This window comes from Bifidobacterium thermacidophilum subsp. thermacidophilum DSM 15837 (assembly GCF_000426425.1).
Taxonomy (GTDB): domain Bacteria; phylum Actinomycetota; class Actinomycetes; order Actinomycetales; family Bifidobacteriaceae; genus Bifidobacterium; species Bifidobacterium thermacidophilum.
In genome coordinates, this window is record NZ_AUFI01000008.1 from 224,264 (window position 1) to 236,457 (window position 12,194).

Here is a 12,194-nt window from a genome sequence, read left to right on the forward strand (position 1 = left end):
GGATCGGGATGCCCGCAAACCCGGCCCGATGCGGCCTCAATCGTGAATACCGGTGTCCGCCGGCGGTATTCACGCACACGCCGGCGTACACCAAGCGCGCCAAATCAGGTGTCGATCTTGCTGCGGTCGAAATCGTCCGCGTTCTCGACGATGAATTGCCGTCTCGGCGGCACCTCCCCACCCATGAGCAGGTCGAAAATACCCGCCGCCTTCTGCGCGTCTTCCATGCGGATGCGCCGCAGCATGCGCGAGCGCGGGTCCATGGTCGTGTCTGCCAGCTGGTCGGCGTCCATTTCGCCCAAGCCCTTGTACCGCTGAATATCTGGGTTGTAGTCGATATGCCGGCGTTCAAGGTCGGCGAGCTTGCCGGAGAGCTCATCGTCCGAATACGTGTAGATGAACTCGCCCTTGTGCTTGCCAGCGAGCGCGATGCGATGCAACGGTGGGACGGCCGCATATACGTGGCCGGCTTCAATCAGCGGCCGCATATACCGGTAGAACAGCGTGAGCAGCAGGATGCGGATATGCGCGCCGTCAACATCGGCATCGGTCATCATGATGATCTTGTTGTACCGTGCCTGGCTCAGGTCGAAGCTCGCGCCGGAACCCGCGCCCACCACTTGGATGATCGAGGCGCATTCCTTGTTGGACAGCATTTGCGACAGGCTTGCCTTCTGCACGTTGAGGATTTTGCCTCGGATCGGCAGTAGGGCTTGGAAGCTTGAGTTTCTGGCGGCTTTCGCCGTGCCGAGCGCGGAATCACCCTCGACGATGAATAGTTCGGCGATATCGTCGTTGCCGGGCTGGCAGTCGGAGAGTTTCGCCGGCATGGATGCGGCTTCGAGCGCGTTCTTGCGGCGGGTGACTTCTTTGGTCTTGCGCGCCTGAATGCGCGCGTGCATCTCGCCGACAATCTTCTCGAGCACCCTGCCGGACTGTTCCTTGTAGCCTCGTTTCGAGCCAGTAATCATCTCGCCGAACTGCTGCTCGGTCATCTTCGAGACAATCGGGCGCACGGGCGCCGTGCCGAGCACGTCCTTAGTCTGTCCTTGGAACTGCGGTTCTGCGATACGCACGGTGACGACCGCGACCAGGCCGGCGAGGATGTCATCGCGTTCCACGCGGGTCTTGGCGTCCTTGAGGTTGACTTTCAGCTTGCGCGCATTATCTTCGACGCTTTTGCGAATCTGCTTGGTGATGCCTTGCAGGAACCCGTCGACGTGCATGCCGCCGCCCGGAGTCTCGACGACGTTGACGAAGCTGCGCAACGTGGTGTCATAGCCGTTGACCCAGCGCAGGGCGATATCGACTTTGCAGGTGCGCTCGATGTTCTGCGCGTGCAATTCGCCTTTACTGTCAACGGCCTGTGTTTCCTCGGTATAGGTGTCTTCGCCGCTGATGCGCCAGATATCGCATACCGGTTCGCCTTTGGACAGGAAGTCGACAAAATCCTTGACGCCGCCGGTGTGGAGGAATTCCTCGACCCTGCGGTGGGGGCGCGCCGCGGATGCGAGTGCCGCTTGGCTTGTCGCCTGCGCTTCGCGATTGTCGGTGGCGCCGTCCGTCGCAGTGTCTTCGACTTGTCCGATATCGGAGTTGTCGTCAGCAGGGTCTGCGTTGTCGGTACTGTCTGCGTTGTCGGAACTGTCGACGTAGCCGATGCCTGCCTCGGTATCGTGTCCAAGCGCGTTCCCGGCAATGCCCGCGGCGTTCTCCGGCGTGTCGACTTCGAGCATCGCATCGACGGATGCATCGCCGGTTTCGGGGATGTTCTCGTCGATGACGGTGATCTTCAATCCCGGAACAAGGAAGGTTGTCTGACGAACCCGGTCGATGAGCTGCTCATAGCTGAACCGCGCGGTATCGTTGAAAATCTCCGGGTCGGCCCAGTAACGGATACGCGTGCCCGTGGTCTTCGGCGAGACCTTGCCGATGACTTCAAGCTCGGTCGCACGGTTCTTGCGTGTGCGTTTGAATGGGGAGTCAGGCGACGGCTTGGACGGGTCGGCGTCCTGGTAGACGCCGGGATGCCCTTGATGGAAGGCCATGTGGTAGGTCTTGCCGTTGCGGTCGACTTCGACGTCGAGACGCGAGCTCAACGCGTTGACCACGGACGAACCCACACCATGCAGACCGCCTGCTGCATTGTAAGAGGCGTTGCCGAATTTAGCACCGGCGTGCAGCTTGGTCAGGACGACCTCGACGCCTGTAAGGCCGGTTTTCGGCTCGACATCGACTGGGATGCCGCGACCGTTGTCGTCGACCTCGATCGAGCCGTCGGTATGCAGGATCACCTTGATGTCGTTGCAAGCGCCCGCGAGCGCCTCATCGACGGAATTGTCGATAATCTCCCACAGGCAGTGCATCAGGCCCTGGCTATCGGTCGTGCCGATATACATGCCGGGGCGTTTGCGCACCGCGTCGAGCCCCTCGAGCACGGTCAGGCTGTCGGCGCTGTATTTTTCCTTTGCCATAATCCCCATTCTTTGTCTTGCGTTTCGTTTCCCGCCGTCGCCTGTCCATATGCGTGCCGCTCTGACAATCAAGAGCGGCACGCATACGGCGTCACGTCACTGGTCGAGGAAGTCGCGCAGGGTCTGCGAACGCGAGGGGTGACGCAGCTTCGACATGGTCTTCGATTCGATTTGGCGGATCCGCTCGCGAGTCACGCCGTACACACGCCCGATATCGTCCAGCGTCTTGGGCTGGCCGTCTTCAAGGCCGTAACGCATCTTGATGACGCCCGCCTCACGCGGCGACAAGGTTTCCAGCACCTGCTTGAACTGCTCCTGCAACAGCGAGAAGGCCACGGCGTCGGACGGGGCGATGGCATCGGTGTCTTCAATCAGATCGCCGAATTCGGAATCGCCGTCCTCACCGAGCGGGGTGTGCAGGGAAATCGGCTCGCGGCCGTACTTCTGCACTTCCTGCACCTTCTCGACCGGCATGTCGAGTTCGCGTGCCAACTCGTCGGGCGTAGGTTCACGGCCAAGATCCTGCAACATCTGCCGCTGGACACGGGCGAGCTTATTGATGACCTCGACCATGTGGACGGGCACGCGGATCGTGCGCGCTTGGTCGGCCATGGCTCGTGTGATGGCCTGGCGGATCCACCATGTGGCGTAGGTCGAGAACTTGAAGCCTTTCTTCCAGTCAAACTTCTCGACCGCACGGATCAAACCGAGGTTGCCTTCCTGAATAAGGTCGAGGAACAGCATGCCGCGGCCGGTGTAGCGCTTGGCCAGCGACACGACCAGACGCAGATTCGCCTCAAGCAAGTGGTCCTTGGCCTTCTTGCCGTCGGCCGCGGCCCACTTGAGTTCGCGCTTGCGCTTGAAGCTCATGCCTTCGCTCTCGGTATCCAGCAGATGCTGGGCGTACAGGCCTGCCTCGATTCGCTCGGACAGATCGACTTCCTGTTCGGCGTTCAGCAGGCTGACCCGGCCGATCTGCTTGAGGTAGTCCTTGACCGGATCGGCGGTGGCCCCGGCCGCAATGACACGGCGCTTGGGATTGCCTGACGGGGTGAGGTTGTCGTCGTCATCGTCATCGCGCATGACGAACGCGCCCTTGGCCTTCGGCAGGACTTCGGGCTCGCGGTGCTTGGGTTTGTTCTCCTCGTCATCCTCGGAGTCGTCCTCGCCCTCATCGTCATCCTCGTCGCCAGAATCGATGTCGTCGTCAAGGTTGTCGGAATCGTCGCCTTCGTCGAGGTCGTCGAAGTTCTCGATGTCCTCGTCGTTGATGTCCTCGTCGTCATCGAGCTGCGTCTCGTCATGTTCGGCGGCGGCTGGCTCTGTGCGCTTGGCGGTACGCTTGCGCGGCGTCTTGGTAGCGGTTGCCGTGCGGGATGCCGTTTTCTTGGCCTTCGGCGCCACGCTCTCACCGCCCGACACCTTCGCCGCCTTCGATGTCTTCGCACTCTTCGCCGCCGCGGTCTTCTTGGCGGATGCCGACGTTGCGGACCTCTTGGTCGCCTTGGCCGGTGTCGCAGCCTTCTTCGCCGTGCTCTTGCGGGTGGATGTGGTCTTTTCGGTCTGATCAGCGTCCTTCTTGCTTGCCGTCGTTTCCTTGGCCAAACTTATCCTCCTGCGTGTTCCCGCCATACCGCAGCCAAACGAAGGGCGCAGTTATGGTAAGGGCAAATCGTCAACTATAGAAGTTAACCATCTTTCGTGGACGAATATTCCCGCGCGATTGCGACAGTGAGGCGAGATATCGCAGCCTGTACACGATGTCACAGGGAGCACCACTGCGGTTTCGTGCCGTTGTCCAGCGCGTCGATGACGATGCCGGCGAGCGTGCACGTGGGATCGAGACGCAGGGCGATTCGCGCGAAGATATCCGTTCGCTCATCGTCTCCCCACCACAACAGATAGGCCAGACACGCCGCGATATTCGACCGATAAGACACCGGTACGAGTTCAATCATGCGATCAAGCATCTTCGCGGAGGCGCGCAGACAACCAATACGCGGAACCGCCTTGGGCTCGTCGAACGCTTCGGTGAGCAGCCTGCCCATCGTCACTGCATTACTGGGACAGGACGGTTCCGCAGCGAACCGCAGCAGCGTCTCCTGATCAATCGGATCGATGCTGACCGACGAGACGATCAGAGCGTCACGAATGGCGATATTCTGCCGCATCCCCACCGCAAGCCTGATCAGAAGCTGGTCGTCGGCAGGCAGATGCGACCCTCCCTCACGCTGGTTGCGATGCCACATCTGCAATGCCTCGCCAACCCACAGCCGAGTGCCGATAACAACGCCTTCCTCATGACGCAATCGCCGGTATCGCGCATTTTGGAAGTCAACCCAGGCTTCAGGCAACAGCCCGGGTGATTTCCACGCCCTCCACGTCCCTTCCGGCTCGGGCAGCTCCTCCCACCGGCGCAACGGCAAGCGGCCCCCTTGCGAATACCAGTATCGGGGGAAAAGCCGCGAGGCATCCGCACCAGGCAGCGGCTCACCCTTTTCATATGTCCATTCCCAGTAGCGTGCCAACGCGTTGAATACCAACCGACTCATTTGTGGCTGTGTGCCGTCCTTGTTGTCGTCTTCCATGGTTCCCCCATCCCCCGGTCGATGCCGGGACTTCGTGCGGACACCCAGTGCATCCGCCCTTGTTCAGCTTGCAGTACGGCGATGGCGTCCGTCCAGCGTGGCAGGCGAATGTGGTCAAAGGATGCGAACCGCCCCAGGTATCGCTTCGCTGTCGCCTCGCCGCACCAGCCGCGTCCGCCTAAACATCCCGCTCGTCGGCGCTTGCCGCGTTCATTACCGACCGCAGGGTTGATTGCCGACCGTCCCCGTGCGACACGCCCCCTGTCACCCCCGGGAATGTCGCAACGCTGTGGATACCCTCGTAGATATGAGCATGCCGTCAGATCTGGAACGTATTGAACAACGCATCGATGACCTGGTCCGCGAACACCTCGCCGTGCCCGACGCCGAAATCGCCGCGTCGTGCCGAGATGTCCTTCACGAGGTCGCTACGCAAGCGGTCGTCTCAAGCCAAGGAGGCAAACGGCTCAGAGCCCGCTTAGCGCTCGCCGCGTTCGATGCCGCAGGCCTTCCGGTCACGTCGCAGGCACGGGATGCGATGACCGACCTCGCCTGTGCGATCGAGGTGTTCCAGACCGCCGCGCTTGTCCATGACGACATCATCGACGATTCGGACCTGCGCCGGGGCAAGCCGAGCGCCCATCGCGCGCTCGCACAGCAAACGCACAGCGAATCCATCGGCCGTGGCCTGGGGCTCATGCTCGGAGACATCCTCGCGACCGTAAGCATCTCGATCGCCAACGCCGCGGCATCGTCGCTGGGCAATCCCGACACGCTGCGTTCGGTGTTCCTGGGCATGCAACGCGATGTCAGCGTCGGCCAGGTGCTTGACCTCGCGGTCGAGCTCACCCCGTTGAGTGACCCGGCACGCCTCGCGGATGCCTCACTCAACGTTTTCCGTTGGAAAACCGCCAGTTATACGACTATGGCACCGCTGCAACTGGGATTGACGGCGGCGGGGACCGACCCGCAGGTCGCAGGGCCGCTCAGCGAACGCATCGGCAAGCCGCTCGGCGTCGCATTCCAGCTTGCAGACGACTTGCTTGATGTCATCGGGTATACGAAAAACACCGGAAAACCAGTCGGCGGCGATATTAAAGAAGGCAAACGCTCCGTGCTGCTCGCCGACGCACTCGCTTTGTCGAACGCCGATGACCGCAGCGAATTGACCGCCATGTACGAGGCCCCCTCACGCGACGCACGGCAAGTGCGCCGCGGCATCGAAATCTTCACCACGAGCGGGGCGGACGAACTCTCACGCGAACGGATCCGCAAGCTGTGGGCGCAAGCCGGCCAGGCCATTGCCGAAGCAGAACTGCCGCAGACCTCACGCGACATGCTCCTTGAGGCGTGCCGCACCTTCATCCCCGATTCCTGCCTGTGATCCGGCGGCAACGTTCGCAGGCCCCGGCAGCCGGCGAGTAGCCCGAGGCATGTAGACTAGTGTCATCACCATTGAGTAAAGGGCCTGCGAACATGACTGAAACTGCGAACGAAGGGCAGATCATCGACGACCGGTACCGTATCGTGCGCAAAATCGCCGACGGCGGCATGGCGACCGTGTATGAGGCGATTGATGTGCGTCTTGACCGGCATGTCGCCGTCAAAGTGATGCATGCACAGCTGGCGCAGGGGCCGCATCGCGAACAATTCGTGGAACGATTCCACCGTGAGGCTCGGTCCGCGGCGGCCATTGCGAACCCGCATATCGTCCAGGTCTACGACACCGGAGAGGTTGACGGCCGCAACTATCTGGTCATGGAATACGTCCATGGCGTCAATCTGCGCTATGAGATGAACCAGCAGGGGCCGTTCACCGTGCGCGAGACCCTGCGTATCGTCGCGGAGACGCTGGATGGGCTTGCGGCCGCGCATCACACAGGCGTCGTGCACCGGGACATCAAGCCGGAGAACATCTTGCTCAACGACCGCGGCCATGTCCAGATCACCGATTTCGGGCTGGCGAAGGCCGCGTCGCAGGCCACGCTGTCCACGACGGGTATGCTGTTGGGCACGGCAGCCTATCTGGCACCGGAGATGATCGAGAACAACCAGGCCACACCTCAGGGCGACCTGTATTCAGTGGGCATCATGGCCTGGGAGATGCTTGCCGGTGAGCCGCCATTCCAGTCGGATAACCCGGTGACGATGGTGTTCAAACATGTGCACGAGGACGTTCCCCCGGTGATTACCCGCTGCCCAGGCATCGAACCGTCCGTCTCCGAATTTATCGCGCAACTGACGGCACGTTCGGTTGAGGACAGGCCGGCGAACGCCATGGAAGCGCAACGACTCCTGCGCACAGTGATTTCCGGAATGCCGATGGAGGCTTGGCTGTACCGGCGGTCGGACGATCCTATGCGCGACGAATCCACTGGCGACGGCGAATCCCCCTTGGCGCCCAACGGCTTGGTCGCCTCGCGCGGCGAAGGCGGGCACGATGCCGCGGCACCAATAACGGCAGTGGCACAGTCGGATTACCCGCCGCAGCCGCCGGCACCGTCGTCACCGTCGTCATCCGCGGCGACGTCCGCGACGACGTCCGCGACGGCATCCGCCGACATGTCCCCCGACGCATCTGCCACAACGCCTTCGGACGGGCGTTCCGGCGCCGCTAACACGCCGGATACGCGTACCCGCATCCTTGCAGCCGACTCGAACGCCGCAAGGAAGCCGCGCAGCATCACCAGCCAGGACGCCTTCACCCAGGCAATCACCACAACCGACACATCGGATATCGAACCTTCCGGCGTCGCGGAGCATTCCCGTGGCGGGCGGCGGCGCAGCAAGGTTCCGATCATCGTCGCCGCCATCATGGCCGTCGTGCTCGCCGCCGGCGCAGGATGCGGCGCATGGTGGTATTATCTGGGCCCCGGCAGCTACTGGACCATGCCGAAACCCACTGACCTGACGTGCAAGACAGGCAAGACCTGCACCATCAAGAATGTCAGCTGGAGCTCGTTCCGCAGCACTCTCAACGTCGCCGGAATCCCCTATTCCGTCGCCCAGGAATACAGCGATACCGTCGAAGAGGGCAACATCATCTCAACCACGCCGTCCACGGTCGGTGCGCATATCAGCAAACGCAGCGCGGGCAATGTGAGAGTAACCGTGTCCAAAGGCGTGCGGCAGGCGACCATCCCCTCAGATATCACCGACCCATCGACCGACAACGGCAAGGACCCCCTGACCGCCCTCGAAAAGGCTGGCTTCACGAACATTTCGCATAATATCAACGATGACGAGTATTCGCTGACCGTTCCAAAGAACGCTCTGCTGAGCATCTCCCCCGACCCAGGCACCACGATGGAGCATAACGACAGCGTGGTGGTGAAACTCTCCTTGGGACCGATGCCGGTCAATATGCCGGATGTCGTCGGCAGAACCAAAGACGAGGCGCAGGCCTTGTTCGACAGCTTGCAGCTCAAGGCCACCTACAGCGAGGAATACAGCGATACCGTGCCAAACGGCAGCATCATCTCGGCATCACAGACGGTCGGCACCCAACTGCACTGGGGAGACACCGTCGACGTCGTGGTTTCCAAGGGCCCACAGATGGTGACGCTACCTGATGTAACCGGCAAAAGCACCAGCGATGCGACTGCGGCCTTGCAAGCGCTCGGTTTGGAGGTGAAGGTCAGCGCCCCGCTCGGCGATCTGACCCACACCGTGCGGTTGCAGTCGCCGTCCGCCGGTCAGCAAGTGCGTGTCCGGGACGCGAACGGCAACAAGACCGTGATCACACTGACTGTGGTGTGACCTCCGCGGATTGCGCCTCCCGTTCGGCCTGCATCCTTGCCTTGACGGTCTGCGCATACTCGTCGACATACTCCTGCCCGCTCATCTGCGCGATGGCGCGAACCACGCGATCAGTCAGCTCACGCAGCTCCTCATGCGTCACATCCTGCGGGTCCTTGCGCTCGACCGGAATCGGCGCACCATATATCACTTTCGATTCGCCTTTGTTTGGAATCACCTGACCGGGCTTTTGCAGGTCGCATGAGCCGATGATCGCCGTCGGAATAATCGGGCAACCGGTTTCGAACGCGAGACGAGCGGCACCAGTGTGCCCGCGATACAGCCTGCCATCGGGGCTGCGGGTGCCTTCGACATGGATGCCGAACAGGTGGCCGTCTTCAAGAATCTCCTTGGCGTGGTTCAACGCGCCCAAGGACTTCGACCCTCCCGAACGGTCCACCGGGAACACGCCCACGGACGTGAACCACCACTTCTTGAAGCGGCCCTTAATGCCTTTGCCTTCGAAGTATTCGGCCTTGCCCATGAAATGAATCATGCGCGGGCATGTCATCGGCAGCAGCGCGTCGTCAATGACCGCAAGATGGTTCGCCGCGATAATCGCCCCGCCCTTGCGCGGGATGTTTTCGAGCCCTTCGACAGTTGGATTGAACCGACGCCTTGCGATCGGACCCAAGGTCCGGACGAAAAACCAGTAGAGCACGAGGGCTCTCCCTCCCAGCGACTTGACTTGACGCTCGTTTACAGTGGTACCTATGACTGAGCACAACAATACCAATGCGTCAGGAGAGCGTCCAATACCCGGGCCCGGAGAAGGCTCACAAGGCGGCTCCTCCTCCGGCGAGCCGCTTGAAGAGGCATGGGAGGCGTTCGCTCACGATCACGCGCACGATCTCGAGGACGTGGAGCGGTCTCGAAATGCGAAACGATTCGAACGACACGCCCGCCGTGCTGAGAAGAAAGCGCTGCTTTCGATCGATGATCTCGATCAGGGCACCTTCACCGACGACGCCATCGGGGCCGGCCGCGGACCGCGAGACAATACGAGCTCAAGTTGGTTGGACACCGATGACGTGATGGACCGCTACGGCGACCGCTTCGTGCCGCCGACTTCCTTCGCGCCCACACCGCACAGCACCATCCTGTTCACCGCGTTGACAGTCATCGGTGTGTTGGGGATTATCGCCTCGGTGCTTGTGCCCAAATTCACGGGAATTATCGGGACGGTCTGCGCGATTTGCCTGCTGCTTGGCATTGCCGGATTGGCGGCGAGCCGACGGGGGCATGCCCATCACGACAATCCGTTCGATGATGGCGCCCGTGTCTGACTGAACGGGTGTAAGCAAGAACGCACGCACCCGGCTAGGGGAAACGCCTAGACTTGTGCGGAAATCCAGAGGGGCTGTCCGGAGGTTTCCCGGACAGCCCCTCTGATATGTATCCGAAGGTGATGTATTTTCGAAGATGATGTGCATCCGGAGGTCGGATACATACACGGACTAGCACTGCGGCTGTGCCAGCGTCAGGGTTGTCAACGAAAGGGTTGATGTCAATGCAACAGACCCATGCCGCCGTGGCAGGGGTGTGACGCTGGCTGTCGATTGTCTCGTTGCCGGCGCGTCACACGCCACGTCATAGCCGCACCACGGCGTGAATCATGCTCGCTTGGACTGCGCGAGCTTGACCCAACGCTCCAGCAGGTCCTTCGCCTTGCCGGAATCAACGGCTTCCTGAGCAAGTCCGTACGCCTGACGGAAGCGATCAGTAAGCGACCCATCGGCGATGAGATGACCATCTGCAACGATGGCGGAAGCGGCGTTAAGCAACGCGGTCGTCCGCGAAGCAACCGGCTTGCCATCAAGGAAGTCCCTGAAAATACTGGCATTGAGCTCAGGCTCGCCGCCGCGAAGTTGTTCAGGGGTCACCGGGTCAAGGCCAAGCTCGGTGACGGGATTGAATTCGGTGGCCGTGACCTTGCCATCTGCAATCAGCCACACGGAAACGGGGCCGGTCGGAGCCATCTCGTCAAGGCCTTCGCTCGAGGTATACACCATGCCGCTTTGGCCGCGGTTGGCGTACACTTGCGCCATCAGCGGGCTCAATGTGCGGTCTGCGCAACCGATGGCGACATGCTTCGGATTCGCCGGATTCGTCAGCGGCCCCAGCACGTTGAATACGCACGGGATTCCCAGTGCCGAGCGGACCGGGCCGACAAAGCGCATGGCTGGGTGGAAGGTCTTGGCGAAGGCGAAGGTGATGCCGATTTCATCGCCGATTTCCGCCACTGCTTCCGGAGCGAGATCAAGCGGAACACCCAAGGCTTCGATGACATCGCCTGAACCGCACTTCGACGATGCGGCACGATTGCCGTGCTTGACGATTTTGACTCCGGCCGCCGCGGCAACCACGGCGCCCATGGACGACAGGTTCACGGTTGCGGCTTTGTCGCCGCCCGTTCCGACGATATCGGTGGTTTCGCCCGAGACGTTGAGCGGCACGGCGTGAGAGACCATCGCCTTTGCTGCGCCTTCAATCTCGGTCGCGGTCAGGCCAAGCTGCTGCTGGGTTGCAAGGACGGCGCCGACGCATGCAGGATTGGCATTGCCGTTCATGAGATCGTTGACGAACCACCAGGACTCGTCCGCATTCAAATGATTGCCGTTGACGAGTTCTGCGAGAATCGATTTCCAAGTGATCTCGGTCATCATGCCCTCCTGTGCATCTGATGTTATGGTTTGTGGCTTATTGTATCGATTTCATGTGTTCTGCCACGTGAACGTCCACATTCTGAGGCTTCTACTGGAAATTCGTGCGATGTCAGGGCAATTGCGGCAGTCAAGCCGGGTTGACCGACACCGCTGACGCGGCGGATGATGTTCAAGGACGTGCAGATGTGCATCATTCGCATACATATCGTCCGAGTAAATACATATCGTCCGCATATGCAAACGAACGGCGGCGCCACCATGGGTTTCCATGATGACGCCACCGTCCGTGAATCAAATCACGCCGACCGCTATTCGAAGCAATCAGGCCTTCTCGTTATGGCCGTGGCACATCTTGTACTTGCGCCCCGAGCCGCACGGGCACGGCGCGTTCTTCGGCGTACCCGGGAAGGTGCGGCCGTCCGCCCACGGGCTCTTGAGCTCGTCGCTCTTGGGTCGCTTGCTGGCGGGCAGCTTGACATCCTCGTGGCTGATCGGTGCAGGGCCGACGACACCGGGCTCGCGATGCTCGGCCGCATCGTCCTCATCCGCCGTCTCGTTGGACTCGCTGGGATCTTCCGGAGCGGAGCTGACGGTCGTGGGCTCGTCCTCGGCGTCAGTCGAGGTGATACCGACCGCCGCTTCAGCCTTGTCCACAGCGACATCCTCAT

8 protein-coding genes and 1 pseudogene are annotated in these 12,194 nt (G+C 61.4%); 3 read left to right on the forward strand and 6 right to left on the reverse strand.

From position 1 onward, the window contains the following. Positions 1-104 precede the first annotated feature (104 nt). The 3 genes from K315_RS0105090 to K315_RS09975 all read right to left on the reverse strand — a co-directional run bounded on the left by K315_RS0105090 (position 105) and on the right by K315_RS09975 (position 5,062). Positions 105-2,474 (reverse strand): DNA gyrase/topoisomerase IV subunit B, encoded by a 2,370-nt coding sequence (locus tag K315_RS0105090; protein WP_029576479.1) that lies wholly within the window; start codon positions 2,472-2,474, stop codon positions 105-107. 96 nt (positions 2,475-2,570) lie between these two features. Continuing rightward, positions 2,571-4,106, reverse strand: coding sequence for an RNA polymerase sigma factor (locus K315_RS0105095; RefSeq protein WP_033520455.1), 1,536 nt, complete (start codon positions 4,104-4,106; stop codon positions 2,571-2,573). A gap of 131 nt (positions 4,107-4,237) precedes the next feature. Then, on the reverse strand, positions 4,238-5,062 hold the full coding sequence (locus K315_RS09975) for a DUF4192 family protein (protein ID WP_029576481.1): 825 nt from the start codon (positions 5,060-5,062) through the stop codon (positions 4,238-4,240). A 307-nt stretch (positions 5,063-5,369) separates the two neighbouring features. Here K315_RS09975 and K315_RS0105105 point away from each other — a divergent pair, with 307 nt between their 5' ends. Together K315_RS0105105 and K315_RS0105110 are read left to right on the forward strand one after the other, a co-directional pair. Beyond that, positions 5,370-6,446 carry a polyprenyl synthetase family protein gene (locus K315_RS0105105; protein ID WP_029576482.1) on the forward strand — a complete coding sequence of 359 codons (1,077 nt, stop codon included), beginning with the start codon at positions 5,370-5,372 and terminating at the stop codon, positions 6,444-6,446. Positions 6,447-6,538: 92 nt separating this feature from the next. Then, positions 6,539-8,821 carry a protein kinase domain-containing protein gene (locus K315_RS0105110; protein ID WP_029576483.1) on the forward strand — a complete coding sequence of 761 codons (2,283 nt, stop codon included), beginning with the start codon at positions 6,539-6,541 and terminating at the stop codon, positions 8,819-8,821. Here the strand turns inward: K315_RS0105110 and K315_RS0105115 are convergent. Further along, on the reverse strand, positions 8,802-9,521 hold the full coding sequence (locus tag K315_RS0105115) for a lysophospholipid acyltransferase family protein (RefSeq protein ID WP_029576484.1): 720 nt from the start codon (positions 9,519-9,521) through the stop codon (positions 8,802-8,804). The two genes, K315_RS0105110 and K315_RS0105115, sit on opposite strands and share 20 nt — an antisense overlap. Before the next feature lie 52 nt (positions 9,522-9,573). Here K315_RS0105115 and K315_RS0105120 point away from each other — a divergent pair, with 52 nt between their 5' ends. After that, positions 9,574-10,146 (forward strand): hypothetical protein, encoded by a 573-nt coding sequence (locus K315_RS0105120; RefSeq protein ID WP_029576485.1) that lies wholly within the window; start codon positions 9,574-9,576, stop codon positions 10,144-10,146. Positions 10,147-10,473: 327 nt separating this feature from the next. Here K315_RS0105120 and trpD read toward each other — a convergent pair whose 3' ends face one another. Both trpD and K315_RS10980 read right to left on the reverse strand, forming a co-directional pair. Further along, entirely contained in the window at positions 10,474-11,523 is a 1,050-nt protein-coding gene (trpD, locus tag K315_RS0105125) for an anthranilate phosphoribosyltransferase (protein WP_029576486.1), read from the reverse strand. 324 nt (positions 11,524-11,847) lie between these two features. Beyond that, positions 11,848-12,036 (reverse strand): annotated as a pseudogene (locus tag K315_RS10980) (SEC-C metal-binding domain-containing protein); the annotation flags it as partial. Between the last annotated feature and the right edge of the window lie 158 nt (positions 12,037-12,194).

Coding starts and splice junctions, on each gene's coding strand:
- K315_RS0105090 (WP_029576479.1), bottom strand. CDS start 2,474: ATGGCAAAGGAAAAATACAGCGCCGACAGCCTGACCGTGCTCGAGGGG.
- K315_RS0105095 (WP_033520455.1), bottom strand. CDS start 4,106: ATGGCGGGAACACGCAGGAGGATAAGTTTGGCCAAGGAAACGACGGCA.
- K315_RS09975 (WP_029576481.1), bottom strand. CDS start 5,062: ATGGAAGACGACAACAAGGACGGCACACAGCCACAAATGAGTCGGTTG.
- K315_RS0105105 (WP_029576482.1), top strand. CDS start 5,370: ATGAGCATGCCGTCAGATCTGGAACGTATTGAACAACGCATCGATGAC.
- K315_RS0105110 (WP_029576483.1), top strand. CDS start 6,539: ATGACTGAAACTGCGAACGAAGGGCAGATCATCGACGACCGGTACCGT.
- K315_RS0105120 (WP_029576485.1), top strand. CDS start 9,574: ATGACTGAGCACAACAATACCAATGCGTCAGGAGAGCGTCCAATACCC.
- trpD (WP_029576486.1), bottom strand. CDS start 11,523: ATGACCGAGATCACTTGGAAATCGATTCTCGCAGAACTCGTCAACGGC.